This window comes from Stappia indica (assembly GCF_001696535.1).
GTDB classification, from domain to species: Bacteria; Pseudomonadota; Alphaproteobacteria; order Rhizobiales; family Stappiaceae; genus Stappia; species Stappia indica.
In genome coordinates this window covers 832,931-857,521 of the sequence record NZ_MBQE01000001.1, presented here as the reverse complement: position 1 = coordinate 857,521, position 24,591 = coordinate 832,931, and the positions used below count along the sequence as shown (strand labels likewise).

The 24,591-nt window shown below is 67.2% G+C and carries 23 protein-coding genes and 1 tRNA gene; 8 read left to right on the top strand and 16 right to left on the bottom strand.

The features are described from left to right. Positions 1–24: 24 nt before the first annotated feature. Together BBX35_RS03980 and BBX35_RS03975 are read right to left on the bottom strand one after the other, a co-directional pair. On the bottom strand, positions 25–627 hold the full coding sequence (locus BBX35_RS03980) for an alpha/beta hydrolase (RefSeq protein ID WP_067216261.1): 603 nt from the start codon (positions 625–627) through the stop codon (positions 25–27). A 73-nt stretch (positions 628–700) separates the two neighbouring features. Next, on the bottom strand, positions 701–1,633 hold the full coding sequence (locus BBX35_RS03975) for a VOC family protein (RefSeq protein WP_067216259.1): 933 nt from the start codon (positions 1,631–1,633) through the stop codon (positions 701–703). Positions 1,634–1,759: 126 nt separating this feature from the next. Between BBX35_RS03975 and BBX35_RS03970 the strand changes: the two genes are divergently transcribed. The 5 genes from BBX35_RS03970 (at position 1,760) to BBX35_RS24035 (ending at position 4,446) form a co-directional block, all read left to right on the top strand. After that, positions 1,760–2,659 (top strand): LysR family transcriptional regulator, encoded by a 900-nt coding sequence (locus BBX35_RS03970; RefSeq protein WP_067216256.1) that lies wholly within the window; start codon positions 1,760–1,762, stop codon positions 2,657–2,659. A 115-nt stretch (positions 2,660–2,774) separates the two neighbouring features. Further along, positions 2,775–3,269: a GNAT family N-acetyltransferase gene (locus BBX35_RS03965; protein WP_067216255.1), complete on the top strand. Its 495-nt coding sequence runs from the start codon at positions 2,775–2,777 to the stop codon at positions 3,267–3,269. A 101-nt stretch (positions 3,270–3,370) separates the two neighbouring features. Beyond that, positions 3,371–3,826: a translation initiation factor 2 gene (locus tag BBX35_RS03960; protein ID WP_067216252.1), complete on the top strand. Its 456-nt coding sequence runs from the start codon at positions 3,371–3,373 to the stop codon at positions 3,824–3,826. A 76-nt stretch (positions 3,827–3,902) separates the two neighbouring features. Beyond that, positions 3,903–4,157 (top strand): type II toxin-antitoxin system ParD family antitoxin, encoded by a 255-nt coding sequence (locus BBX35_RS03955; protein ID WP_067218176.1) that lies wholly within the window; start codon positions 3,903–3,905, stop codon positions 4,155–4,157. 142 nt (positions 4,158–4,299) lie between these two features. Next, entirely contained in the window at positions 4,300–4,446 is a 147-nt protein-coding gene (locus BBX35_RS24035) for a type II toxin-antitoxin system RelE/ParE family toxin (protein WP_341871205.1), read from the top strand. Between the two features lie 30 nt (positions 4,447–4,476). Here BBX35_RS24035 and BBX35_RS03945 read toward each other — a convergent pair whose 3' ends face one another. The 14 genes from BBX35_RS03945 to BBX35_RS03880 all read right to left on the bottom strand — a co-directional run bounded on the left by BBX35_RS03945 (position 4,477) and on the right by BBX35_RS03880 (position 20,024). Then, entirely contained in the window at positions 4,477–5,415 is a 939-nt protein-coding gene (locus BBX35_RS03945) for an NAD(P)H-dependent flavin oxidoreductase (protein WP_067216250.1), read from the bottom strand. A gap of 34 nt (positions 5,416–5,449) precedes the next feature. Next, positions 5,450–6,244 carry an enoyl-CoA hydratase/isomerase family protein gene (locus BBX35_RS03940; protein WP_067216248.1) on the bottom strand — a complete coding sequence of 265 codons (795 nt, stop codon included), beginning with the start codon at positions 6,242–6,244 and terminating at the stop codon, positions 5,450–5,452. Next, on the bottom strand, positions 6,241–7,632 hold the full coding sequence (locus tag BBX35_RS23760; RefSeq protein ID WP_067216246.1) for an enoyl-CoA hydratase-related protein: 1,392 nt from the start codon (positions 7,630–7,632) through the stop codon (positions 6,241–6,243). The genes BBX35_RS03940 and BBX35_RS23760 overlap by 4 nt, the downstream gene beginning before the upstream one ends. A gap of 11 nt (positions 7,633–7,643) precedes the next feature. Further along, positions 7,644–8,852 carry an acetyl-CoA C-acetyltransferase gene (locus BBX35_RS03930; protein ID WP_067216244.1) on the bottom strand — a complete coding sequence of 403 codons (1,209 nt, stop codon included), beginning with the start codon at positions 8,850–8,852 and terminating at the stop codon, positions 7,644–7,646. A gap of 41 nt (positions 8,853–8,893) precedes the next feature. Then, entirely contained in the window at positions 8,894–10,699 is a 1,806-nt protein-coding gene (locus BBX35_RS03925) for an AMP-dependent synthetase/ligase (protein ID WP_067216242.1), read from the bottom strand. Between the two features lie 11 nt (positions 10,700–10,710). Next, positions 10,711–11,520 (bottom strand): ABC transporter ATP-binding protein, encoded by an 810-nt coding sequence (locus tag BBX35_RS03920; RefSeq protein WP_067216239.1) that lies wholly within the window; start codon positions 11,518–11,520, stop codon positions 10,711–10,713. 5 nt (positions 11,521–11,525) lie between these two features. Next, positions 11,526–12,695, bottom strand: coding sequence for an ABC transporter substrate-binding protein (locus tag BBX35_RS03915; protein ID WP_067216237.1), 1,170 nt, complete (start codon positions 12,693–12,695; stop codon positions 11,526–11,528). 36 nt (positions 12,696–12,731) lie between these two features. Further along, positions 12,732–13,775 (bottom strand): branched-chain amino acid ABC transporter permease, encoded by a 1,044-nt coding sequence (locus BBX35_RS03910; protein ID WP_067216234.1) that lies wholly within the window; start codon positions 13,773–13,775, stop codon positions 12,732–12,734. A gap of 1 nt (position 13,776) precedes the next feature. After that, complete coding sequence (locus tag BBX35_RS03905) at positions 13,777–14,658, bottom strand: branched-chain amino acid ABC transporter permease (RefSeq protein ID WP_067216231.1); 882 nt, start codon at positions 14,656–14,658, stop codon at positions 13,777–13,779. After that, positions 14,655–15,536, bottom strand: a complete 882-nt coding sequence (locus BBX35_RS03900) for an ABC transporter ATP-binding protein (protein ID WP_067216229.1) — start codon at positions 15,534–15,536, stop codon at positions 14,655–14,657. The genes BBX35_RS03905 and BBX35_RS03900 overlap by 4 nt, the downstream gene beginning before the upstream one ends. 162 nt (positions 15,537–15,698) lie before the next feature. Further along, positions 15,699–16,478 carry a FadR/GntR family transcriptional regulator gene (locus tag BBX35_RS03895; RefSeq protein ID WP_067216226.1) on the bottom strand — a complete coding sequence of 260 codons (780 nt, stop codon included), beginning with the start codon at positions 16,476–16,478 and terminating at the stop codon, positions 15,699–15,701. Between the two features lie 290 nt (positions 16,479–16,768). Further along, a complete protein-coding gene (locus BBX35_RS03890) occupies positions 16,769–18,469 on the bottom strand; it encodes an ankyrin repeat domain-containing protein (RefSeq protein WP_208979755.1) in 1,701 nt (566 codons plus the stop codon). Positions 18,470–18,499: 30 nt separating this feature from the next. Next, positions 18,500–19,789, bottom strand: a complete 1,290-nt coding sequence (locus BBX35_RS03885; protein ID WP_067216221.1) for a hypothetical protein — start codon at positions 19,787–19,789, stop codon at positions 18,500–18,502. Between the two features lie 161 nt (positions 19,790–19,950). Beyond that, positions 19,951–20,024: transfer RNA gene (locus tag BBX35_RS03880), tRNA-Gln, on the bottom strand. A 584-nt stretch (positions 20,025–20,608) separates the two neighbouring features. Between BBX35_RS03880 and BBX35_RS23755 the strand changes: the two genes are divergently transcribed. The 3 genes from BBX35_RS23755 (at position 20,609) to guaB (ending at position 24,513) form a co-directional block, all read left to right on the top strand. After that, positions 20,609–22,114 carry a Ppx/GppA phosphatase family protein gene (locus BBX35_RS23755; protein ID WP_088946057.1) on the top strand — a complete coding sequence of 502 codons (1,506 nt, stop codon included), beginning with the start codon at positions 20,609–20,611 and terminating at the stop codon, positions 22,112–22,114. A gap of 9 nt (positions 22,115–22,123) precedes the next feature. Then, positions 22,124–22,822, top strand: coding sequence for an RlmE family RNA methyltransferase (locus tag BBX35_RS03870; RefSeq protein WP_067216220.1), 699 nt, complete (start codon positions 22,124–22,126; stop codon positions 22,820–22,822). 188 nt (positions 22,823–23,010) lie between these two features. Beyond that, the gene (gene guaB / locus BBX35_RS03865) at positions 23,011–24,513 is read left to right on the top strand and encodes an IMP dehydrogenase (protein ID WP_067216217.1); all 1,503 of its coding nucleotides are present in this window, start codon (positions 23,011–23,013) and stop codon (positions 24,511–24,513) included. The last annotated feature ends 78 nt before the right edge of the window (positions 24,514–24,591 follow it).

Below are 24,591 nucleotides of genomic sequence, written 5' to 3'. Positions count from 1 at the left end.
TCTCCTTGGCTGATGGACTGGCGGCTACTTCAGGAAGCTGACCAGCGCGTCGATTTCGTTCTGTCGGAGCTCGTGCCCGCCCTCGTGGACGGCGAGCGTCACGTCTGCGCCCTGTGCCTTGAACCAGTCGATCAGCGCGCTGGTCGCGGCCGGAGGGCAGATCGGATCCCGCTGTCCGGCGGAAATCAGCACCTTGCGGCCGGCAAGACCAGGCTGGGGGGCCGGTTCGAACGGGATCAGCGGATGCAGCAGGGCGACCCGGTCGAACAGGTCCGGTCGCAGGAAGGCGACCGAGGCCAGGATGTTGGCGCCGTTGGAGTAGCCGAAGCCGTAGACCGGGCGGCCCGGATGGGCCTTGCGGTGGGCCTCGACGAAGGCGGCCATCGCCTGCGTGCGCCGGGCGAGGTCGTCCATGTCGTAGACGCCTTCGCCGGTGCGGCGGAAGAAGCGCAGTGCTCCGTGCTCCGATACGTCGCCGCGCGGGGCAACGAGACCGGCGCCGGGCAGGGCTTCCTCCACGAAGCGGGCGAACTGATGCTCGTCGCCGCCGGTGCCGTGGAAGGCGAAGACCAGCGGCGCGCCGGGAGCCGGCTCCGTGGTCAGGGCGTGATAGGTATCCGTGGTCATGACGCAAATCCCAGATGGACCGAGGGAGGAGCCTCCCGCACGGCCCTTGGGAGCCGTGCGAAGGCATGGAGTGTCAGTCCCGGATCGGGGTGAGGATGTCCTCGATCTGCGAGCGGAACTGCTCGTAGCGGGTCGGCAGCTTCAGCGCCTCGCCGAGATGAGCAGTGTCCTCGTCCCGGTCGAAGCCGGGTTCGTTGGTCGCCACCTCGAAGAGGATGCCGCCGGGGGTGCGGAAGTAGATCGCCCAGAAATAGTCTCGGTCGATCACCGGCGTGACCTGGTATCCCGTGTCGAGCAGCGCCTGGCGCACCTCCAGCTGAGCCGCCCGGTTCTCCACTGCGAAGGCGATGTGGTGGACCGAGCCGGCACCTTGTCGGGCATGGCCGGCGGAGGGCACTTCCTCGATGTCGATGACATCGGCTCCGTTGCCGCCCTCGATGGCGAAGCGGGTCCAGTTTCCGCTCCGCTCCACCTCGTGGTAGTTCATGAAGCGGAGCAGTTCACCCGTGCCGCCGGCATCCTGCAGGCGGAAGGCTGCGCCCCGGAAGCCCTGGATCGCTTCGGCCGTACCGACGCCGCCGGCACTCCAGCCGAGGCGTTCGTCGTCCGTCGTCTCCACCAGCGAGAAGCCGTCGCCGTCTGGTCCCTTGAGCCGCAGGCGCTTTTCGCCGAAAGCCTCGTACTCTTCCAGACCGCCGACGCCGAGGCCGGACAGGCGCTCCTTCCAGTAGGGCAGGGAGCCTGCCGGAACCGCGAAGTAGGTGTCGCCCACCTCGCCGGCGCCGGGACGGCCCTGCACGATATGCGGGAAGGGGAAGTAGGTCATGACCGAGCCCGGCGTGCCGCTCTTGTCGCCATAGTAGAGGTGGTAGACCTCCGGATCGTCGAAATTGACGGTCTTCTTGACGCGCCGCATGCCGAGCGTGCGGGTGAAGAAGTCGTTGTTTTCCTGGGCATCGCCCGCCATCGAGGTGACGTGATGCAGGCCCTTGATCTGCGTGAGCATGGCGCTTGTCCCTTCTGTCGAAACGTCGCGGCGTGTGCCGTTGACGTGAAGATGGGGCAGGCAGGGCCTTTTGAGAATGGAATTAATTTCGCTGAGATTATTGCGCTTTGTGTAATAATCACCGGCATGATCGATCTCGACCACATCCGCATCTTCCTGGCGGTCGCCGAGCACAGGAGTTTCGTGGCCGCCGCCCGGCAGCTGTCGATGACGGCGCCGACCGTTACGCGCGCGGTGAGCGCGCTGGAGCAGCAGCTCGGCGTGCAGCTGCTGCTGCGCACCACGCGGCAGGTGTCGCTGACCTCGGCGGGCGCGGTTTATGCCGCGCGCATTGCGCCGCTGCTGGAGGAGTTCCGCCGCACCACCGAGGACCTGCAGGAGCAGCATGGCGACGTGGCCGGCACGATCCGCATCAACGCGCCGATGTCGCTCGGCCAGCAGGTGCTTCCCGACGTGGCGGCGGGGTTCCGCAGCCAGTATCCGCAAGCCTCGCTGTCGATCAGCCTCACCGACCGCTTCATCGACATCGTGTCCGACGACTTCGACCTTGCGATCCGCATTTCCGAGGCGCCGCGCGACAAGTCGACGATCTGGCGCAAGATGTGCCTGGTGCGCCGGGTGATGGTGGCATCGCCGGCCTATCTGGCCTTGCGCGGCGTGCCGGAGACAGCCGACGACCTTTCGGACCACTCCTGCCTTGCCTATGACGAGCGCTCGCAGGCCGAGACCTGGGAGCTGCGCCGCGAAGGGCGCACGCGCCGGGTGCGGGCCGGCGGCACGATTGCCGGCAACAACGGCGACCTGCTGGCGCGCCTTGCCGAAAACGGCGAGGGCATCGCCTTGCTGCCGCTGTTCATCGTCGAGGAGGGGCTGGCGCAGGGCCGGCTCGCGCAGGTGTTGCCGGACTGGCAGGCGCCGGACATCTGGCTGACGCTCTACTATCCGCCCTACGAGCGCCTGCCAATGCGGGTCGCGAAATTCTCGGACTTCTTCGAGGCCTATGTGACCAAGACGCGGCCGCTGTAAACGGCTGCCAGGCTGCGCACGTGCAGTTGATGCGGGCAATGGCGCGGCCTCTTGCAACACCGCGGAATGGCGGCCATTTTCCGCCGACTTGATCTGTCCAGGAATCGTATCCGCCATGCGCCGCGCCGGCACGCCCGACATCGCTTTTGCCAGATTGACCGAGGTTTCCCGCGAGGAGATCCTGGCGCATATGCAGGATCCGCGTGTCGGTGAGCACATGCCACTCATGACCGAGCCCTGGGACGCGCGGACCGTCGACGGTTTCATCGAGGCGAAGGAGGCGTGCTGGCAGCGCGACGGGCTCGGTCACTGGGCGATCCTGTGCGACGGGCGTTATGTCGGCTGGGGCGGGTTCCAGAAGGAAGGCGAGGACTGGGATTTCGGCCTGGTGCTGCGGCCGGATGCCTTCGGGCTCGGTTTGGGCATCGCGTTGAAGGCGCTCGACTTCGCCAGGGCGGATCCGCGCATTTCTCATGTCACCTTTCTGCTGGCGCCCTCGCGGCGCAGCCTGTCGGCGCTGGATCGGCTCGGCGCGCGGTTTCTCGGGGAGGTGGAGTATGACGGGACGCGCTTCCGCAAATATCGGCTGGATATGCCTGACGCGGCCTAGGGCTGTTCACGCTGCGGCATTTGTCGTGGACAACTCCTGATAAATATATCGACTCCTTCCTCTTTCGCGTGTTTCAGTCCCTCCGTATTTTGGGGGTAGTGATGAAGTCGATTGTTTTTTGTATTGCCTGCGCCGTTTTGGTTTCGGGCTGCGCTTCGGTCGTTCGCGGCACCAGCGAGGACGTCGTCATCAACGTGGAACCGGCCGATGCCGAGGTCACCACGACGCTTGGCCATTCCTGCAAGCAGTCGCCGTGCACGATCGAGGTGAGCCGCAAGAAGACCTTCATGGTGCGTGCGGAGAAGGAGGGCTACAAGCCCGGTCAGGTCTTCGTCGACACCAAGGTGAGCGGCGGTGGGGCGGCCGGACTTGCTGGCAATATCCTGCTGGGCGGCGTGGTCGGTGTCGGCGTGGACGCGATTTCCGGCGCGACGCTCGATCACACCCCGAACCCGGTCTACATCACGCTGGTTCCGGTCGATTCCGAAAGCGAAAGCACCAACATCACCAAGCCCGAACCGCCGGTGACGAAGCCCAAGGCCGTTCCCGTTTCGTAAGGGGTGAATGAAACACCTGGATCTGATTTTGGCAAACTTTGCCAAACATCGTATGATGTCGGCACTGGAGGTCGATATGGCAACGATGAATGTTTCCCTCCCCGAGCAGATGAAAGCGTGGGTCGAAGACCGGGCCCGAAGCGGCCGGTATGCAAATGCCAGCGACTACGTGCGCGACCTCATCCGCAGGGATCAGGAGCGCAATGACAAGATTGCCGCCATGCAACAGCTCGTCGACGAGGGATTGGCGAGCGGTGTGAGCGATCTGAACATGGACGCCGTTCTCGAAGCCGCGCGTGCGCGGGCGACCAAGGACGCAGGAAGGTCGTGACGACCTAGCGGCTGCCCGGCAGGGCTGCTGAGGACATCATTCAGATTTACCTGGAAGGTGCGCGCGTCTTCGGCGAGGCGGATGCCGAAGCCCATCATCGCGATCTGGCCGCCGTTCTGCAGCTTCTTTCGAAAAGACGAAGATGGCGCGCGAGCGCGGAGAGATCTCCCCGCCCGTGCGCATTCATCCGTTCAAGGCGCATCTCGTCGTCTATGTCATGGAGGAAGACGGCGGGATACTGGTCGTGCGCATCCGCCATGGCCACGAGGACTGGTCGCGCGAAGACTAGACCACAGGCAGGTAGCCTTCGCGCCCTGCCTCAGGCGTAAGGGTCCGAGGCAAGGGCCGCACAGGCGGCGCGGTATTCGGCGCGCAGGCGCTCGCACAGTTCTCCGGCGGGCGGCAGGTCGGTGATGGTTCCCGTTCCCTGGCCGGCGGACCAGATGTTCTTCCAGACCTTCGCCTCGCTGCCCATGTCGAGCGAGCCCGCATGCTGCAGGTTGTCCGGGTCCAGGCCGGCGCGCTCGATGCTCGGCCGCAGGAAGTTGGCGTTCACGCCGCTGATCGCCGGGGTGTAGAGGATGTCGGCGGCGGTCGCGTCCAGGATCATCTGCTTGTAATCGTCGACGATCATCGCTTCTGCCGTGGCGAGGAAGCGGGTGCCGAGATAGGCAAGATCCGCGCCCATGGCGCGGGCGGCGGCGATCTGCGCGCCGGTGTTGATGGCGCCGGCGAGGATGATGGCGCCCTCGTAGAAGGTGCGGATTTCCGAGACCAGCGCGAAGGGGCTCATGGTGCCGGCATGACCGCCCGCTCCCGCGCAGACCGCGATGATGCCGTCGACGCCGGCCTCGGCCGCCTTGCGGGCATGGCGCGGATTGATGACGTCATGGAAGACGAGGCCGCCATAGGAGTGGACGGCGGAAACGACGTCGGGGTTGGCGCCGAGCGAGGTGATGACCAGCGGCACCTTGCGCTCGACGGTCAGTGCGAGATCCGCCTCCAGCCGCTTGTTGCTGCGGTGGACGATCAGGTTGACGCCATAGGGCGCGGCATCGGCATGGCCGGACAGGCGGTCTTCGATCTCGCTCAGCCACTCGCCGTAGCCTTCGGTCGTGCGCTGGTTGAGCGCCGGGAAGGTGCCGATCACGCCGGCGCGGCAGGTGGCGACGACAAGGTCGGGCCCGGAGGCCAGGAACATCGGCGAGGCGATCGCCGGAACCTTGAGGCGGCCTTCGAATGCGTTCGGCATGGTCATGCGGGATCCCTCCGGTATCTGCCGGGCGTTCCGGTCACTCGCCGCGAAACTGCGGCTGGCGCTTTTCGAGGAAGGCCGAGACGCCCTCGCGGAAGTCGCGGGTCCCGGTCATGCGGATGAAGGAGGCGCGCTCCGCCTCCAGATGGGCGGCGAAGGGACGGTCCAGCGCACCATCGACGAGGGCGCGGACCGCACCTTGCGCCTGTGTCGGGCCGCTGGCAACGCGCGTTGCCAGGGCGAGGGTCTCGGCGTCGAGCTCCTCGGCCGGAACCACCTTGTTGACGATGCCCGCCGCCTGGGCCTCCTCGGCGTTGAGGGCTTCGCCGAGCAGCAGCAGTTCCATCGCCTTGGCCCGGCCGACCTTGCGCGGCAGCGCCCAGGTGCCGCCGCAGTCGGGCGAGGCGCCGATGCGATCATAGGCGACGACGAAGCGCGCACCGGCCTCGGCGACCACGAGATCGGCGCAAAGGACCAAGCTGAAGCCCGCACCGGCCGCAACGCCGCGCACGGCGGCAATCACCGGGGCGGGGGACTCGCGCAGGGCCGTCAGGGCCGGATGCAGGGCATCGAGCAGGTCGTTGACGACCTCGGCGGCGCGCTCCGGATCCTTGCCGAAAGCGGCGACATCGCCGCCGGCGACGAAGGCACGGCCGGTGCCCGACAGGACGATGCAGCGAACGCCCTTGGTCGTGGTGACCTTGCGCACCGCCTGCAGGAAGGCACGCGCCGTCGGCACGTCCAGCGCGTTCAGCACCTTGGGCCGGTTGATGGTGATGGAGGCGATGCCGGTTGAGGCATCGATCTCGGCAAGTACCGGGTCGTCGCTCATGCGGCGGCCTCCTTGATCGAGTGGAACCGGCCGCCGTCCCGGGCTATGGCAGCAAGGCCGACCGGGACCTCAAGCTTGTCGGCACGGCAGGCCGCGACGAATTCCGCTGCGCCTTGCGTGTCGATCAGGCTCAGTGGCCCTCCGGTCCACACGGGAAAGCCTGCCGCGTCGATGGCGTGGACATCTGCCTCGCTTGCCGAGGCAACGTCGCCGCGGTCGAGGGTTGCGGCGGCGGCAAGGGCCATGGCGCGCAGCAGCCGCAGCCCGGCGGGGCGAAGGGCCGCGCGCTCGCGTGCGTCGTCGGTGGACGGCAGAGCCGCATCCACAGGAAGGGCGGGCAGGGCAGAGAGGCCGACAACCTCGGCGGCATTGCGGATGAAGGCGGGACTCATGCCCTCAGCCTGCATCCGAAGCGCCTCGGCGTCGAGGGCGTTTCGACAGGCGGTTGCAAGAGCGCCGTCCTTGTCAGCGCGCGCCCGTCCCTCGCGGGCCAGTGCCTGGCGGGCGAAGAACTGGGTGCGGATCATCGCCTGTGCGACATCGCCGTGAACGAGATGGCCGAAATACTGGCGCTCCACCTTGAGTGCCTTGTCGATGGGCAGTCGCAGACCCTCGTAGACGCAGGAGAGGATCGCCTCCAGCGCCGGATAGTTGCGATGGCCGCTTGCGCGAACCTTCGCATTGGCGAAGAGGAAGACGTTCGATGCGGCCTCGGACGTCACGGGCGGACCCGGTGGGGCGAAGCCCTTCGCGTCCCACGGGGCGGCTGCCGGAACCCGGCCTTCGGTGAGCGCGCGCCGTGCCGCGGCGATGAGGTCGTCCGGTTCGGCCAGCTCGTCGAGAATGCCGAGCGACAGGGCCTCGTCGGCGGACAGGCGGCGACCTTCCAGCAGCAGGGGCAGGGCCGGCTCGATGCCGATGACGCGGGGCAGGCGCTGGGTGCCGCCGGCGCCCGGCAGGATGCCGAGCGTCACCTCGGGCAGGCCGAAGACGGCCTTGGGATTGCGCGCGGCGATCCGGTAATGGCAGGCGAGCATCAGCTCCAGCCCGCCGCCGAGCGCGGTGCCGCTGGCTGCAGCAACCACCGGCTTGCCGCAGGTCTCCAGCGCGCGGAAGGCGTCGGTCATGGCGCGGATGCGCTCGGATGCGGTGGCCGGCGAGGTGCCCGGACCGGTCATGCCGTTCATGATCGCAAGGTCCGCGCCGGCGATGAAGCTGTCCTTGCCGGACGCGACAATGATGCCGGTAACCTGCGGATCGGCGGCGAGCCGCGCTATCTCCTCGCGCAGGGCCTCGGTGAACGCCCAGTCGATGACATTCATCGAGCGGCCCGGCATGTCGATGGTGAGAAGGGCGATGCCGCCGTTGTCGATCTCGCTTGTCAGCATGGGGCGTCTCCTCAGATCCGCTCGATGATGGTGGCCACGCCCATGCCGGCGCCGACGCACAGGGTGACGAGGGCGGTCTGGCGATCCGTCCGCTCCAGTTCGTCCAGCGCGGTGCCGAGGATCATCGCACCGGTCGCCCCCAGCGGATGGCCCATGGCGATGGCGCCGCCGTTGACGTTGACCGTTTCCGGGTCGAGGTCGAGCGCCTCGATGAAGCGCATGGCGACGGCCGCGAAGGCCTCGTTGATCTCGAAAAGGTCGATGTCGGCGGCGGTCATGCCGGCCCGCTTCAGCGCCTTTTCCGCCGCGAAGGAGGGGGCGGTGAGCATGATGGTCGGCTCCGAGCCGATTTCGGCGAAGGCGCGAATGCGGGCACGAGGAACCAGGCCGGCGCGCGCTCCCGCCTCGCGCGTGCCGAGCAGCACGGCCGAGGCGCCGTCGACGATGCCGGACGAATTGCCGGCATGGTGCACGTGGCGGATTTCGGCAAAGCCGGGATAGCGCTCCAGCGCCACCGCGTCGAAGCCGGCCTTTTCGCCGAGCCCGGCGAAGGAGGGCTTGAGCCGCCCAAGGTCCTCAATGGTGGAATTGCCGCGAATGGTCTCGTCGCGGGCGAGCAGCACCTCGCCGACCCGGTCGTGCACCGGAACGATGCTGCGGGCGAAGCGGTCTTCTGACCAGGCCCGTGCGGCGCGGCGGTGGCTTTCCACCGCATAGGCGTCGAGCTGTTCGCGCGAGTAGCCCCATTTGGTGGCGATGAGATCGGCGGAAACGCCCTGCGGCACGAAGGAGGTGGCGGCCGCGACCTGCGGATCGGCGCCCCAGGCACCGCCGTCGGAGAGGATCGGGATGCGCGACATGGATTCGACGCCCCCGGCGACCATCATGTCGGCCTGGCCGGCCATCACCTTGGCGGCGGCCATGTTGCAGGCCTCGAGCCCCGAGGCGCAGAAGCGGTTGATCTGGACGCCCGCGGTCTCCTCCGCATAGCCGGCGGCGATGGCGGCGACGCGCGGCAGGCACTGGCCCTGTTCGCCGACGGGCATGACGATGCCCATCACCACGTCGTCGACGAGAGCCGTGTCCAGCGCGTTGCGCTCGCGCACCGCTTCCAGCACGGTGGTGGCGAGGCGGATCGGCGTCACCTCGTGCAGGGCGCCGTCCGGCTTTCCCCTGCCGCGCGGCGTGCGCAGGTGGTCGTAGATCAGGGCGTCGGGCATGTCGGGGTGTCGGGCTCCGTTGGATCCGGGGCGGGGAGGCGTCAGCCGGTCGGATAGAGGCTGGCGATCTCTCCCGCATACTTGGTCTGGATGCTGGAGCGACGCACCTTCATGGTCGCGGTGACCTCGTCGTCGTCGTGGTCCAGTTCCTTGGTCAGCAGGTGGAAGCGGCGGATGTGGGAGACCTGGGCCAGCTGGTCGTTGGCGGCGCGGATCTCCGTGTCGACCAACTCGCGCACCGCCGGGTTCTCGGCAAGGCTGCGGAAGTTGGTGTAGGACAGGCCCTTCTCCTCCGCCCATTTGGCGACGGTCTCGAAATCGATCTGGATGAGCGCCGCCACGTATTTGCGGGCCTCGCCGATGACGATGCATTCCTTGATGTAGGGGCTGCCCTTGACCGTGTTCTCGATCTCCGAGGGGCTGAGGTTCTTGCCACCGGCGGTGATCATGATGTCCTTGAGGCGGTCGACGATGCGGAACTCGCCGTTCTCCACCTCGACCACGTCGCCGGTGTGGAGCCAACCGTCGCGCAGCGAGTCCTCGGTGGCGGCCGGGTTCTTGTAGTAGCCGACGAAGACCGTATCGCCCTTGAGCAGCAGTTCGCCGTGCTCGCCGACGCGGGCCTCGACGCCCTTGGCGGCCGGCCCGACGGACCCGGGCACGAGGTGGTCCAGCGTCTGGCCGAGCGCAACGCCGCTCGATTCCGTCATGCCGTAGACCTCGACCAGCGGCACGCCGATGGTGCGGAAGAAGCGGACGATGCGCGGCGAGATGGGCGCTGCGCCCGTCATGGCGATATGGGTCCGGCGCAGGCCGATATAGTTCTGCAGGGCGCGGAACACGAAGAGGTAGCAGAGCGCGAAGGTGATCCGCTCGCGCAGGCTGCGCTCGGCTCGGGACTTTTCGGCGAAGGGCTCGCAGGCGCGATAGGCCCATTCGTAGAGCGCCCGGCGGTAGCCGCCCGCCTCCAGCATGCGGATATGGATCGAGGAATGCAGCTTCTCCCAGATCCGCGGCACGCCGAGGAAGGAGGAGGGTGCGACCTCGCGCAGGTCCTCCTGGACGGTGCGCAGGGACTCGCCGAAGCAGATCCGTGAGCCGAGGTAGATCGGCGCCATCACCGTGACCATCTGCTCGGCGACGTGGCAGAGCGGCAGGTAGGAGAGGTGCACGGTCTGCGCGTCGAGATCGATGCGGTCGGCAATCGCGATCGCCTGGGCTCGCAGGTTGCGATAGGACAGCATCGCGCCCTTCGGCTTTCCGGTCGAACCCGAGGTGTAGATCATCAGGGCGATGTCATCGAGGCCGCGATCGGCGGAGGCGCTGCGTTCGGAACCGGGCGCCTTGGTGCGGCGCGCGTGCCCCATCGCCTCCATGGCGGCGAACGAGATGACGAAGTCCTGCGAGTAGCCGCGCAGGCCCTTGGTCTCGATGACGACGACGCGGCGCAGCTTCGGTAGCTGGTCGCGCACCTCGATCACCTTGTCGAGCTGCTCCTGGTCCTCGCAGACGATGATCTCGCTGTCGGAATGCTCCAGCACATAGCCGACCTCGTTGGCCGGGCTGGTCGGATAGACGCCGATGGCGACGCCGCCGATGAGGTTGACGCCGAGCTGCGCCAGCACCCATTCCACCCGGTTCTCGGACAGGATGGCGACATGGCCGCCTTCGCCGAGCCCAAGCGCCAGCAGGCCCTCGCCGACATCGCAGGCACGTTCGTGATACTGGCGCCAGGTGAGGGGATTCCAGATGCCGAAGTCCTTCTGCAGGACGGCCACCCGGTCGGGCATCGCCTCGGCATGGGCGCGCAGCATCTGCGGCAGGGTGAGTTGGGGAAAGTCGGCCATGTCGTCTCGCCTCAGGACAGCCAGCGCTTGCGGCGCTTGTAGTGCTTGATGTCGCGATAGCTCTTGGTGCCTTCGCTGCCGCTGGCACCGAGGTAGAACTCGCGCACGTCGTCGTCCTTCACCAGCCGCTCGGTCGGTCCGTCGAGCACGATCTTGCCGGTCTCCATGATGTAGCCGTAATGGGCGACGGCGAAGGCCACGGCGGCGTTCTGCTCGACCAGCAGCATCGAGACGCCGAGATCGCGGTTGATCGAGGCGATGATGGTGAAGATCTCCTCGACGAGAACGGGCGACAGCCCGAGCGACGGCTCGTCCAGCAGGATCAGCGAGGGCTGGGCGATGAGCGCCCGCCCGATCGCCAGCATCTGCTGCTCGCCGCCCGACAGATAGCCGGCGCGCCCGTTGCGCCGCTCGTAAAGGCGCGGGAAATACTGGTAGACGAGGTCGAAGGGCGTCGGCTTGAGCCCGCGCCCGGACAGGGCGAAGGTCGCCGCGGTCAGGTTTTCCTCGACCGTCAGGTCCTCGAAGATGCGGCGCCCCTCCATCACGTGGAAGAGGCCGCGCCGCACCAATGCGTGGGGCGTCAGGCGAGAGATGTCGTCGCCGTCGAAGCGGATAGCTCCGGCCGTGACGGCACCGTTCTCCAGCGCCAGAAGGTTCGACACCGCCTTCAGCGTCGTCGATTTTCCCGCGCCGTTGGAGCCGAGCAGGGTGACGATCTTGCCCCGCCCGACACTCAGTGACAGGCCGCGGAGCACCTGCACGGTCTTGTTGTAGACGACCTCGATATTGTTGATGTCGAGGAGGATGTCCGCGGCCATCTCACTTACTCCTGAACGCTGATCCAGTCGGACGCCGGCTTCATCTGCTGGGCGCTGGCGTCGTAGCGGTAGATGCGGCCGACCGGGATCGAGTTGCCCGGGATCGAGATCGGTACGCCGATGATGCCGCCGGTGTCGAAGTTCTCGATGGAGTTGAGCGCGGCCTTCAGGTTGGCGCCGTTGAGCTCCTTGCCGGCCTCGAGCGTACGCTTGGCCGCCTCGGTGAACAGCATGGCGGTCAGGAAGCCCTGCATGTACGGGGTCGACTGGTACTCCGGGCGCATCTCGCGGATGCGGTCCATCATCGGCGCGTTGTCGGCCTCGTCGTAGTAGTAGCGATAGGGCATGACGCCCATGAAGCCGTCGGCAGCCTCGCCGACCTTGGCCCAGATGCTGGAGTCCATCGACCAGAACGTGCCCATGAACTTGGTTTCCAGGCCGAGCTGCTTGGCCTGGCTCATGAATTCCGGCAGCGGCGCCAGAACGTAGCCGTGGAAGATGGTGTAGTCCGGACGGGCGCGGCGCAGTTTCAGCACCTCGGTAGAGACGTCGACGGCGGTCGGCGGAGTGATGATCTCCTCGACCACCTCAAGGCCCAGCTCGCCGGCGCGCGCCTTGGTGGCGGCGATCGGGTCGCGGCCGAACTCGGTGTCGGAGTTGACCAGAACGATGCGGGCGCCCGGCTTCTCCTTGGCGATGTATTCCAGCAGGATGCCGGTCATTTCCGAATAGTCGGGACCGGCCATGAACTGGTGCGGGAAGGTCTTGGGATCGTTCAGCTCGGTGGCGAAGGACGCGCCGGCCATGATCATCGAGCCGCGGCGGTCGATCTCGCCGTTGATGGTCTTCGCGAAGCCGGTCGAGTCGCCGTAGTAGAGGTGGATCTCGTCCTGGCTGGTCAGCTTGTTGAACACGGCGACGGAGGCGTCGACCTTGTAGCCGGTGTCCTCGTAGGCGAGGCGCAGCTTGCGGCCCTGGATGCCGCCGGCCTCGTTGACGATCTTGATGTAGTCCTGCATGCCGGCCTCGATGCCGACGCCCGCGAAGGCGAAGACACCGGTAAGCGGGATCGAGCCGCCGATGACGATGTCGTCGGCCGCAACGGCCGGAAGCGCGGTGGCTATGGCTGCCGATGCCGACAGGGCAAGCAGCGTTCTCCTGGTAAAGCTAAGCATTGTTTCCTCCGGTTTTATCGCGTGACTTTTGGTCATTCACTTCTTGAAGGGCCAGAGATGGAAGTAACGCCGAGATCTCTGGACGATTTCGGCAAGTCCCTTCGGCTCGAAAATGAGAAAGCCGACGATGAGGAGGCCGAAAACGACGGTGCGAACCGGCGAGAGCATCGCCGCCGCATTGGGAAGGACGGGGGTGAGCCAGTCGATGCCGAAGCGCAGCAGCTCCGGCACGAGGGTCATGAAGACGGCGCCGAGAATGCCGCCGAGGATCGTGCCCATGCCGCCGACGATGATCGCGGCGAGGAAGAAGATCGAATAGACGAAGGGGAAGCTCTCCGGCGTCACCACACGGAAGAAATAGGCCCACATGCCACCGGCAACGCCCGCGTAGAAGGACGAGATCGCAAAGCTCGTCAGCTTGTAGCGCAGCAGCGAGATGCCCAGCACCTCGGCCGAGATGTCGCGGTCGCGGATGGCGATGAAAGCGCGCCCGACCCGGGTGCGGAAGAGATTGGCCGCGCCCAGAACCATCAGCGCGGTGATCGGCACGAAGACGAAATAGAGCTGCTGGTATTCCGTCAGCGGCGTGCCGAAGAAGCTGGCCGGCGTCAGCGTCAGGCCGCTGTTGCCGTTGGTCACGCTCTGCCAGTTGACGAAGATGAAATGCAGGATGAACGAGGCGGCGATGGTGGCGATGGCCAGATAGAGCCCCTTGACCCGAAGGCTGGGGATGCCGACCAGGATGCCGACTGCCGCCGCGACCAGACCGCCGACGACGAGGTTCAGCAGGAAGGGCGTGCCGAGGTTCAGCTGCATCCAGCCGACCGTGTAGGCGCCGACCGCCATGAAGGCCGCCTGGCCGAGGCTGACGAGGCCGGTATAGCCGGTCAGGATGTTGAGGCCGGTGGCGCTCGCCACGTTGATGGCAACGAGGCAGGCTAGATAGAGCCAGTAGTTGTCCAGCACGAAGGGCGCGATGCAAAGGCTCAGGGCGAACAGGGCCATCCACACGCGCTGCGGCCGAGTGGTCAGCAGCGCCTCGTCGGCCTGATAGCTGTGCTTGGCGGTTCCGATCTGCATGTCAGAGACGCTCGATTTCTGTCGTGCCGAACAAGCCGTAGGGACGGATCATCAAGGCGACGAGGAGGAGGCCGAAGGTGGTGACGAGCTTGTATTCGCCGCCGAGATAGGTCCCGGCCCAGGCCTCGATGAGGCCGATGACGAGACCGCCGACAAGGGCTCCGGCGACGGAGTCGAGGCCGCCGACGATGACCACGACCAGCGCGGAGAGGCCGAAGACGCCCATCGAGGGAGAAATGCCGCCGATGGAGCCGAGCAGCACGCCGGCGCCGGCCGCCGTGCCGCAGCCGATCACCCAGGCGAGCGAGAAGACGCCCGGAACATTGATGCCGCAGGAATAGGCCGCGGCCTGGTCGGTTGCGGTTGCCCGCAGCGCGACGCCGCCGCGCCAGAAGCGGAAGAGCGCGAGGAAGACCGCGATCACTACGGCGGCGACCGCGAAGGCGATGGCGATCTTGCGCGAGACATAGGCCTCGCCGATGAAGATCGGCGCATTGCCCATGAAGGCGGGCAGGGCGCGCGGATCGGTACCCCAGACGAGTTCGACAAGGCCGACGAGGATCGAGCCGAGGCCGATCGTCACCATGAAGACGGCGATCGGGCTCTCGCCGAGCATCGGGCGGATCAGCCCGCGCTCGACCACCGCGCCGACGAGACCGCCGCCGGCGATGGCGAGCGGGATCGCCGCCCAGGCCGGAAGGCCGAGACCGGCGGCGAAGGCGAAGAACAGGTAGCCGCCGAGCATCAGCAGTTCGCCGACGGCAAGGTTGATCACCCGCGTCGCCTTGTAGATCAGCACGAAGGCAAGCGCTGTCAGCGACAAGAGGGCGCCGGAGCCGAGGCCGGCCAGCGTCACCTCGGTGAAGAAGAGAAGGTCGCTCATGCCACGTCCTCGCGCGTTTCGCGCTCTGCAGCGGCAGTGCCGCCAGCTGCGCCGGCCTCGCCCTTGAGGCGGGCCATCAGTGCGGCGGGATCGCCGCTGCCGAGATAGGCCTCGGTCACATGCGGGTCCGCCTGCACCTCGTGCGGCAGGCCGCTGGCGATGACCTCGCCGAAATTCAGCACGACCACATGGTCGGAGATGTCCATGACCATGCCCATGTCGTGCTCGACCATCAGGATCGTGGTGCCCCATTCCTCCTTCACGTCGAGGATGAAGCGGGCCATGTCCTCGGTCTCTTCGCGGTTCATGCCGGCGACCGGCTCGTCGAGCAGCAGGATGCGCGGGCGCATGGCCAACGCGCGGGCCAGCTCGACCCGCTTCTGCAGGCCGTAGGACAACGAGGCGACCGGCATGTTGCGGATGTGGTCGATCTCGAGGAAGTCGATGATGCGGCGCTCGATCTCGGCGCGCAGTTCCATCTCCTCGCGCTGGGCTGAGCCCCAGTAGGCGAGGGCCTGCAGCAGGCCGGTCTTCATGTGGGCATGGCGGCCGAGCTTGATGTTGTCGAGCACGGTCATGCCGCGGAAGAGCGCGATGTTCTGGAAGGTGCGGGCAAAGCCGAGGGCGGCGCGCTCCGGCGGATGCATGCGCGTCACGTCGCGCCCGTCGAAGCGCACGCTCCCCTGCTGCGGCTTGTAGAAGCCCGAGATGCAATTGAACATGGAGGTCTTGCCCGCGCCGTTCGGGCCGATCAGCGCCGTGATCGAGCCGGGCTCGGCCGAGAAGGACACGCCGCGCAGCGCCTTCAGACCGCCGAAAGACAGCGATAGCCCGTCGACCTCCAGGCGGGCGGCGCCGGTCTCGCCGGGCGCGGTCATCGGCGGCCCTTTCGGGGGCACGCGAGGGCACCCTGGCGGCGCACGGGCGCGATGGTGCCGGCCGCCAGCGGCCGGTCATGCAGAACCTGCGACATGTTCCTCCCAGTCCTTTGTCTTGTCCGGTCGCGACCCGCGGCTCCCTCCAGAGCCGGAAAATTCAGGTCACGACGCGTATTGCCTTACCCCCGACAGACGCTCGAAGATGCTCTCCACCGGCTCGTCGATGTCGCGGCCGGCGCGCTCGAAACCGCGCTTCCAGTCGACCACATGCCGCCGCATCCACAGGCGCGCTTCCTCCTTGTCGCGCGCGGCGACGGCATCGATCAGCCGCCGGTGGGCAGCGACCATGCGGCCGGCGCCTTGCGGCACCCTGCGGCAGATCAGCTCCGAGGTGGGAAAGAACAGCAGTGCGGCCGGCTCGCGAGCCAGTTCCAGCACCCGGTTGCGCGAGGCCTTGGCCAGCAGCGCATGAAACTCCGTGTCGAGACCGGCAAGGCGCACCGGATCGTCCAGCGCCGCCTCTGCCATCGCCTGGTTGGCCTCCAGCGCGGCAAGGTCCTCTTGCGTTGCCTCGTCGACGGCGCTTTCGATCACCCCGAGCTCGAGGATCACGGCCGCCTCGAACAGCTCGCGAAAGGTCACCTGATGCAGGACCAGGGCGCGGCTCATGCGGTCGGACAGCTTGCGGTAGTGGGGGAGGCAGACATAGAGCTTGCGGCCGGCTTCGCGCTGGACGAGCCCTGCCTGCTCCAGCAGGCGAATGCCCTCGCGCACCGTCGAGCGGTTGACGCCGAACTGGCGGACCAGTTCTGCCTCCGTGCCGATCTCGTCGCCCGGGCGCAGGCGCCCGGCCATGATCTCGCGCTCGATCGCCTCCGCGACCATCTGGTAGGCGGACGGCACCTTGATCTTTTCGAAGCGACCCGGCTCCGCCACCGACATTGCTGAACGTCTCCTCCCGGACGGCTGCGGCACGCATCTTGGCGGCGCGCCTTGTCAGTTCGTCCCTTTGTCGGACAAAGGTTGGCACAAGCAGGATTTGACCGTCAAGCGGATATTTCTCGCCTCTCCTGCCTCCGAATTTTCAACGATAAAGCGTGTTGATGCGTCTGTTTTGAGCTTTGCCGGTTTGTCGGACAAACGTAGTCTGACCGCGTCGCGCGGCCATGGTCCGACCGCGTCGCACGCTCGAAGGCAGGGGGAATCCGAAGGAGACGCAGCGTCGGCTGCGATCAGCGCTCCCAGGCCTCACTGGCATCCTGGACGGGCGAACCGGCGTCCGGCTCCTGCGGTGCAGGCGGGTCCTCGTCGATGCGGAGGAGCCGGGAGCGCGGCTCGGCAGGGGCGTCTAGAACGCCGGAGCTGGAAGCGGAATCGAGAATGATCGGCGCAGGATCCTGCGGCAGGCAGGGGAGAGGCCGAAACGGGCTGAGACTGGCTCCGGGAAGGGGCCGCACCTCGATCCGCGACCCGCTGGCTACGTTCAGCCTGACCTCATGCCGGATCCGAGGCCGCTCGCCATTGAAACTGAGCGTGAGCGAGTTGCCGCGCACATGGGCCGAGAAGAGGCCACCGGCGATATAGGTTTGGAAATACTGGTAAAACCCGGAACCGTCCGGCTGCTGGCTCAGCTGTAGCCGCCGCTGATGGTCCTCGCTGGCATCCTGATAGGTGACGGTGATTTCGTCGCCGGCTGCACGGCCGCGGTTGTCGATGCCTTCGGCGAAGTAGACGGGCTTCGGCGTGGACCCGAGTTTCTGGCCATAGGCGGTCTCTCCCGAGATGCCTCGACCGACCTCACCGTAAGGAGAGGATCGGTCTCCGCCCGCCAAGGCCTCTTGCGCCCGCGCGGCTGCGGTCGCGGAGCGCTGGACGAGCCGTTCGAAGAGCGGCTGGAAGGTGTAGTGCAGGGCGATCAGGCTCTGGTCGCCGATGACCCCGTCGATTGTTCCCTGGTACAGCCCCTTGCCGCGCAGCGCCGACTGCAGGACACGCCAAGAGGCCGGCTCTCCCGTCGGCGGAAAGGGCAGGTCGATTTCCAGCGGCGGCAGGTCGTCGGTCGGGAAATGCTTGTCCTGAAAGACATCGCTGTAGCCGAGCCGGCTGGCAACCATGCGATATCGCGACATGTCGTGGGCGAGGTTCCTGGCATGCGAGATGGCGCACACCAGTTCGTCGACGCGGCTTTCGTCGCGTTTGGCACCGCCGACCAGCGCCGCGACCACCGCATCGACTTTGCCGTCAACGGTCGGCAAGGGGCCGTCCTCGTCCGCTTCGGCAGCCACCAGATGGCGGACAATGTCCGCGTGGCCGCCGAGGGCTGCGATCATCAGCGGCGTCCAGCCGTTGGCGGCCCGGGCGGAAACATTGGCGCCATGGTCGAGCGCGAAACGGACACTGTCGAGATCGCCGAATTCCGCTGCCTTGAGCAGGATCGTGTCGGCGGCCTCCGGCGACAGCAGCAGGGAGGGCGGGGGAGGCTCGGGGCCGAAATCCTCCAGTCCGGCGACCTCGGCAAGGACCCTCACGGAGTAGCCGTCCTCGGTGATCCCTTCGAGACTGGCGCCGAGTTCCCGGAGCTTCAGCGCATTGTCGGTGCGGGCTTGCTGCAGGGCCCGCATGACCGGCGTGTAGCCTTCGGCGTCCTTCAGGTTCAGATCGACACCCTGCGCCGCGAGAAACGCGAGCGTGTCCGGCGAGCCGCGCATGGCGGCGATGGTCGCGAGATTGGTGCCCGCATGCTCCACCGCGGCGAGATTCAACCCGGCCTCGGCGAGCTGTTTCAGCGTATCGAGGTCGTCGGCACGGGCGGCGGCCATTACCGCCGCATCGCTTCTGGAGATGCTGTCCTCAGCCATAGCCGTCGGCATTGCCGTGTGCGGGAGGGTCATCAACAGCACGGACAGGGACAGCGTCCGCAAGGCACTGGTCATCCTTCGCATGCCGTTCCCCTGTTCATTGTCTCAGAACACGCCGCATGTCCGGCTTCCGCAATTGTTCCTGCTGCCGTTGGAGCCGGAGTTCTGCCTGCTTGGCCTGCTCCGGCTCGTCGGGGTATCGCGCCCCTGCAGGCAGTTGGTCCAGCTGAGATGCGGATTGGCCTGGCAGTACTCGTAGCGGGAGCCGCCGGGATGCCCGCTGCTGCCGCCGCCCGAAGCCGTGCCGGGCCGCGTTCCGCCCGCGCCATTGCCGCGTTGGCGCCCGGCCTCCTGTTCTGCGGCCCTCCGGCGTGCGTCCTCCTGCCGGCGGCGCTCGTCCAGCACCTGGAACGCGGCATTCGCCATCGAGCGCTGCTGCGGCAGAAGCGCCTCCGCTTCCCGCGACACCCTTGCCCGCTCGGCGTTGCTCCAGTCCGTTTCCGCCCGTTCCACTTCGCTGGCGATCCAGCGGGTCACGGCATCGACGCTGTCGACGGGGAGGGTGCCATTGGCCTGCGCCTCGACGATCTGCGTCATCAGCACCGAGTAGGCGCTGTCCATCGACGGTGCGCCGGCGGCCGATTGCAGGTCCTGCATTGCCTCGATCCGCTGCAACTGGGCATTGCGGCTGTGGAGCGCGCGGTCCAATTGCGAGGCGGAGCGGCGGGGATTGGCGGCGCTGTAGCCTTGCGTGTTCGGCGGGCCGTGAATCTGGAAGCTCGAGGTCGCTCCCTCCAGATAGGCGAGGGCTGCGGCCTGGATGTCCTGCATCCGCACGGTGCCGTGCTTGACGAAGGCGCGTGAAAGCTGCTCGGCCCCACCAGGGCCGGGAAGTCCGCGAGCCGCGCGCAGCCGGTCTGATATCTCCAGCGGGAGAGCTTGCGCGTCGTGCAGCACCGCGAAGGGTTCCTGCTTGTGCCCGGCTCCTTGGCGGGCCTGCTCCAGGAACCGGCGGCTGTCCTCGCGCGCCTGTTCCTCGGCCTCACGGCGGCGCTTTTCCGCAGCCTCCCGGATCGTCCAGTTTTCGAGGGTCTGGCGGCACTGCGCCTCGATGCGGGCCATCTCGTCCTGCAAGGCGCAGGTCTGCCGGTAGATCGGCAGGCAGGCGTTCGGGCCGTAGTGGCCGCAGGCGCTCGTCCAGCCCGGCTGGCTGTGCGATTGCTCGCATTGGCCGGCGCGGGCGTCGATCGCATCCAGTCTTGCCTTGAAGGGATAGGCGGGAGTGTAGAGGTTGCAGTCGGAGCTTTTGCGCGGCGACAGATAGTCCGCCGATGCGGGAGCTGCCGCACATGCCAGCAGGGTGCCAACGAGAATGCCCAGGACTTCGCGTTTCACCGGCACATCCTCCGACGCGGACAATGTCACGTAGAACAACAGCCACGCCTGCAGCCTAGCCGGGCAGGGGGCGTGCCTCAAGCGTCAACGCGCAATGGAGCATAGCTGCGAGAGCAGGCGAAGGATGCCGGGGAGATGCTGTCGTGAAATCTGGGAGGAGTTGGCTGGGGAACCTGGATTCGAACCAGGACTAACGGAGTCAGAGTCCGCGGGTCTACCGTTAACCTATTCCCCAATGCCGTTGGATGCCGCGTCCGGAGCTGGCCGGAAATCTGGGATCTTCGGATCGGTCCAACCTATCGGTCGGTCGCTCCTTCAAATCCCGTCGGAAGAGTTTTCGACAAAACCCGTCCGACGCCCACCGCGAAGCGGCAGCGCATCCATGGGCCGCTTTTTATGAATCCGGGCCTGCGCTGTCAAGCATGGATGCCGGCTCAGCGAAAATTTGATCGCCTCCGCCTGTGTATATCTAGCCCTCTGGTCCCCATATCCCGAGGAACTGCGCCATCGGCGCGTCCTCGCCCTCTTCGGAGAGGGCGAGGGGCTCGCAAGTTGCGGGCTGCGCATATGGTGGTAAACTCTACCTAACGACAATGCGTTTCCGGATGGCGGCCGCGAGCCGGCTGCCGCAAGGAAAGCAGAGGCGCCCGAGGGCGCCGGCAAGGACAGACTGTGAGCGATTCGGGACAGATGAGGCCGGGCGACGACCGGCTGCATCCCGGCTCGACACCGGGACACGACGACGCGACAGGCGCCGGCACAGAGCCCGCCAAGCGCAAGCGGTCCCGGAAGAGACGCAGGCCGAAGAATGCCGGGAGCATTCAGGCCGGGGTCTCCGGACAGGGCGCACCACGCGCCGTCGGAGATCGGGATGCGGAACGACATGCAGCCGACGCGCCCGTCAAGGGCGGCGCGGACAGCAAGACTGCGTCCGCCGGCAGCCGCAAGCGCGGCCGCAAGCGTCACCGCCCCAACCGGGCCGAGCGCCGGGCAGGCGCCGGCCGTATCGACAGCCATTCACCAACCGAAGCGCCGCAGCCGAAAGGCGGGCCTCAGCCCGTTGCTGCTGAAGCCGGGCACGCAGCGCGAGCGCAGGCGGCCACGGCAAGCGACAGCCGCACGCGCAATGGCGCCGGCAGCGGGACGACCGCAAGCCCCGTCGCGGCGCGACCGCAAGGCGAGGGGCGCGAGCGCTTCGAGCCGCGGGAAGCGGCAGTGGGCGGGCATGGTCCCCATTGTGCGTCCGGCCTGCCGCGCCACGTCTCACGCGACGCACCGACCGTCGCCGACGAAGCGCAGGGGCGCCTCTATGCGGCGCTCGATCTCGGTACCAACAATTGCCGTCTCCTGGTCGCGCGCCCCGAACAGCGCGGCTTTCGGGTCGTCGATGCCTATTCGCGCATCGTCAGGCTGGGCGAGGGGCTTGGCCACACCAACCGCCTCGGCGAGGCGGCGATGGACCGGGCGCTGGAGGCGCTGGCGTGCTGCCGCGACAAGCTGGAGGACCGGGGCGTCGAGCGGTTCCGCCTGATCGCGACCGAGGCGTGCCGTGCGGCGGAAAACGGTCCGCAATTCATCGAGCGGGTGCGCCAGGAGACCGGGCTGGCACTGGAAATCGCCTCGCGGGAAACCGAGGCGCGGCTGGCAGTTGCGGGCTGTGCCTCGCTCGTGTGTCCGGATGCCAACGGCGTCGTTCTGTTTGATATCGGCGGCGGCTCCTCCGAGATCGTCTGGCTGGACCTGCGCAACCGCTGCGGCGCGCGCGGCGTGGCGCTCACCCGTTTCATCCGCGCGTGGATCTCGCTGCCGGTCGGTGTCGTCAACCTGGCGGAGCGTCACGGCGGGCGCCATGTCACCGCCGACACGTTCGAGGCGATGGTCAACGATGCGCGGTCGCATCTTGAGGCCTTCACGCTGGGGCGGGAGCTGAGCGCCGCCATCTGCGACGGCAAGGTGCACATGCTCGGCACGTCCGGCACCGTCACGACGCTGGCCGGCGTGCATTTCGGCCTGAAGCGCTATGACCGGCGCCGTGTCGACGGGGCGTGGATGGACAACGAAGACGTCACCGCAATGATTGAGCGGCTGCGCGCGATGCCCTATGAGGAGCGCGTCGACAACCCGTGCATCGGTGCAGATCGTGCCGATCTGGTGCTGGCGGGCTGCGCGATCTTGGAGGCGATCCGGCGGCGCTGGCCCTGTCAGCGGCTGCGTGTCGCCGACCGGGGGCTGCGCGAGGGCATCCTGATGGAGCTGATGGCCGCCGACAATGTCTGGCGCCGCAAGCCGCCGCACCGACAGCGCCCGCGCGGGCGCACGAGATAGGACGAGACGATGACCACTTCGGGCCGCGGACGCGGCGACCGCGGCATGTTCGAGCGGGTGAAGACCGCGCGCAAGCGCTCCAATTCTTCCACCCGTTGGCTTCAGCGCCAGCTCAACGACCCTTATGTCCGCCGGTCGAAGATCGACGGCTATCGCTCGCGTGCGGCCTACAAGCTGCTGGAGATCGACGAGAAGCACAAGCTGCTGAAGCCGGGGCAGAGGATTGTCGACCTGGGCGCAGCGCCCGGCGGCTGGTGCCAGGTGGCAGCAGTCAAGACCGGCTCGACCGACGCCGACCCGCTGATCGTCGGCATCGACTATCTGGAGGTGGAGCCGCTGCCCGGCGTCGTGCTGCTGCTGAAGGATTTTCTCGACGACGATGCACCGGAGGCCCTGTTGCAGGCGCTGGGCGGCCATGCGCCGGATCTCGTGATCTCGGACATGGCGGCGCCCACCACCGGCCACCGTCAGACCGATCACCTGCGCACGACTCACCTGTTCGAGGTGGCGGCTCTCTTCGCCCGCGAGAATCTGGCGCCGGGCGGCGCCTTCCTGTCGAAGGTATTTCGCGGCGGGACGGAGAATGACCAGCTGTCGGAGCTGAAGCGCGACTACCAGACGGTGCATCACATCAAGCCGCCGGCAAGCCGCAAGGAAAGCCCGGAACTCTATGTGCTTGCGAAGGGTTTTCGCGGCCGCAAGGACTGAGCGGACGGCATAGCCCGCATCCGCGTGCCGAAGAAAAGATCGTGGAGGGCTAGCTCCTTCCGCGATCCCGCTTCCCTTCCCGTCGCACGCGTGTTAATGACCCGCGCCAACTTCTCCCATCTGCGATCGCTCTTCCGGACGCCTCCCGACCGGACGAGGTTCGTTTTTCCTGAAAGGGGAACTGGCCGATGCCCTCATTCTACCAATCCATCCATGGTACGGAGGCTCTGACCTTCGACGACGTCCTGCTGATGCCGGGCCATTCCGAGGTCCTGCCGGCGGAAACGGATCTGCGCACCCGCGTGACGCGCGAGCTCGAGCTGAACCTGCCGATCCTGTCGAGCGCCATGGACACCGTTACGGAAGGGCGCCTCGCTATCGCGATGGCCCAGGCCGGCGGCATCGGCGTCATTCACCGCAACCTGACCATCGACCAGCAGGCCGAGCAGGTCCGCCAGGTGAAGAAGTTCGAATCCGGCATGGTCGTGAACCCGCTGGTGATCGGCCCGGACGCGACGCTGCAGGAAGCGCTGGACCTGATGCAGCGCTTCGGCATCTCCGGTGTGCCGGTGGTCGAGAATGGCGGCGCCGGCGGCCAGCATGTCGGCCGTCTCGTCGGCATCCTGACCAACCGCGACGTACGGTTCGCCTCCGATCCGGCACAGCGCGTTGCCGAGCTGATGACCCGCGAGGGGCTGGTGACGGTGCAAGACACGGTCAGCCAGGCGGAGGCCAAGCGCCTGCTGCACGCTCACCGCATCGAGAAGCTGCTGGTCGTCGATGATCGCCAGAACTGCGTCGGCCTGATCACCGTCAAGGATATGGAGAAGGCGCAGCTCAATCCGAACGCCTCGAAGGACGAGCAGGGCCGCCTGCGCGTCGCGGCTGCGACGAGCGTCGGGCCGGAGGGCTTCGAGCGGGCCGAGCGGCTGATGGATGCCGGCGTCGACCTTCTGGTCGTCGACACCGCCCACGGCCATTCCGAGCGCGTGCTGGAGATGGTGCGCCGGGTCAAGGCGCAGTCGAACGCAGTGCAGGTTCTGGCCGGCAATGTCGCCACGGGCGACGGTACGCGGGCACTGATCGACGCGGGCGCGGATGCGGTCAAGGTCGGCATCGGCCCGGGCTCCATCTGCACCACCCGTATCGTTGCCGGCGTCGGCGTTCCGCAGCTGACGGCGATCATGGAAGCCTGCGCTGCGGCGGAGAAGGACGGCGTGCCCGTCGTCGCCGACGGTGGCATCAAGTTCTCCGGCGATCTGGCCAAGGCGCTGGCCGCCGGCGCTTCCGCCGCCATGGTCGGCTCGCTGCTGGCCGGCACGGACGAGAGCCCCGGCGAGGTCTATCTGCACCAGGGCCGTTCCTACAAGGCCTATCGCGGCATGGGTTCGGTGGGCGCGATGGCCCGTGGCTCCGCCGACCGCTACTTCCAGGCCGAGGTGCGCGATGCCCTGAAGCTGGTGCCGGAAGGCATCGAGGGTCAGGTGCCGTATAAGGGGCCGCTGGCCAGCGTCCTGCATCAGCTCGGCGGTGGCCTGCGTGCCGCCATGGGCTATGTCGGTGCGCGCAGCATTCCCGATCTTCAGGAGAAGGCGCGGTTTGTGCGGATCTCCGGCGCGGGTCTTCGCGAAAGCCACGCCCACGACGTGACCATCACCCGCGAGAGCCCCAACTATCCCGGCGGCGTCTGATCGCTGTACGGTCGATAGTGGATGTCGAAATGAAGCGGGCGGGAGATCATCTCCCGCCCGCTGGCGTTCATGCGTTCC

Excerpts from the sequence above, each read along its gene's own strand:
- BBX35_RS03905 (WP_067216231.1), bottom strand. The coding sequence starts at position 14,658 with ATGAGCGACCTTCTCTTCTTCACCGAGGTGACGCTGGCCGGCCTCGGC.
- BBX35_RS23760 (WP_067216246.1), bottom strand. The coding sequence starts at position 7,632 with ATGCTGACAAGCGAGATCGACAACGGCGGCATCGCCCTTCTCACCATC.
- BBX35_RS03980 (WP_067216261.1), bottom strand. The coding sequence starts at position 627 with ATGACCACGGATACCTATCACGCCCTGACCACGGAGCCGGCTCCCGGC.
- BBX35_RS03890 (WP_208979755.1), bottom strand. The coding sequence starts at position 18,469 with ATGACCAGTGCCTTGCGGACGCTGTCCCTGTCCGTGCTGTTGATGACC.
- BBX35_RS03975 (WP_067216259.1), bottom strand. The coding sequence starts at position 1,633 with ATGCTCACGCAGATCAAGGGCCTGCATCACGTCACCTCGATGGCGGGC.
- BBX35_RS03895 (WP_067216226.1), bottom strand. The coding sequence starts at position 16,478 with ATGTCGGTGGCGGAGCCGGGTCGCTTCGAAAAGATCAAGGTGCCGTCC.
- BBX35_RS03920 (WP_067216239.1), bottom strand. The coding sequence starts at position 11,520 with ATGGCCGCGGACATCCTCCTCGACATCAACAATATCGAGGTCGTCTAC.
- BBX35_RS03915 (WP_067216237.1), bottom strand. The coding sequence starts at position 12,695 with ATGCTTAGCTTTACCAGGAGAACGCTGCTTGCCCTGTCGGCATCGGCA.
- BBX35_RS03940 (WP_067216248.1), bottom strand. The coding sequence starts at position 6,244 with ATGAGCGACGACCCGGTACTTGCCGAGATCGATGCCTCAACCGGCATC.
- guaB (WP_067216217.1), top strand. The coding sequence starts at position 23,011 with ATGCCCTCATTCTACCAATCCATCCATGGTACGGAGGCTCTGACCTTC.
- BBX35_RS03970 (WP_067216256.1), top strand. The coding sequence starts at position 1,760 with ATGATCGATCTCGACCACATCCGCATCTTCCTGGCGGTCGCCGAGCAC.
- BBX35_RS03900 (WP_067216229.1), bottom strand. The coding sequence starts at position 15,536 with ATGACCGCGCCCGGCGAGACCGGCGCCGCCCGCCTGGAGGTCGACGGG.
- BBX35_RS03870 (WP_067216220.1), top strand. The coding sequence starts at position 22,124 with ATGACCACTTCGGGCCGCGGACGCGGCGACCGCGGCATGTTCGAGCGG.
- BBX35_RS03925 (WP_067216242.1), bottom strand. The coding sequence starts at position 10,699 with ATGGCCGACTTTCCCCAACTCACCCTGCCGCAGATGCTGCGCGCCCAT.
- BBX35_RS03930 (WP_067216244.1), bottom strand. The coding sequence starts at position 8,852 with ATGCCCGACGCCCTGATCTACGACCACCTGCGCACGCCGCGCGGCAGG.
- BBX35_RS03960 (WP_067216252.1), top strand. The coding sequence starts at position 3,371 with ATGAAGTCGATTGTTTTTTGTATTGCCTGCGCCGTTTTGGTTTCGGGC.
- BBX35_RS03910 (WP_067216234.1), bottom strand. The coding sequence starts at position 13,775 with ATGCAGATCGGAACCGCCAAGCACAGCTATCAGGCCGACGAGGCGCTG.
- BBX35_RS03955 (WP_067218176.1), top strand. The coding sequence starts at position 3,903 with ATGGCAACGATGAATGTTTCCCTCCCCGAGCAGATGAAAGCGTGGGTC.
- BBX35_RS24035 (WP_341871205.1), top strand. The coding sequence starts at position 4,300 with ATGGCGCGCGAGCGCGGAGAGATCTCCCCGCCCGTGCGCATTCATCCG.
- BBX35_RS03945 (WP_067216250.1), bottom strand. The coding sequence starts at position 5,415 with ATGACCATGCCGAACGCATTCGAAGGCCGCCTCAAGGTTCCGGCGATC.
- BBX35_RS03965 (WP_067216255.1), top strand. The coding sequence starts at position 2,775 with ATGCGCCGCGCCGGCACGCCCGACATCGCTTTTGCCAGATTGACCGAG.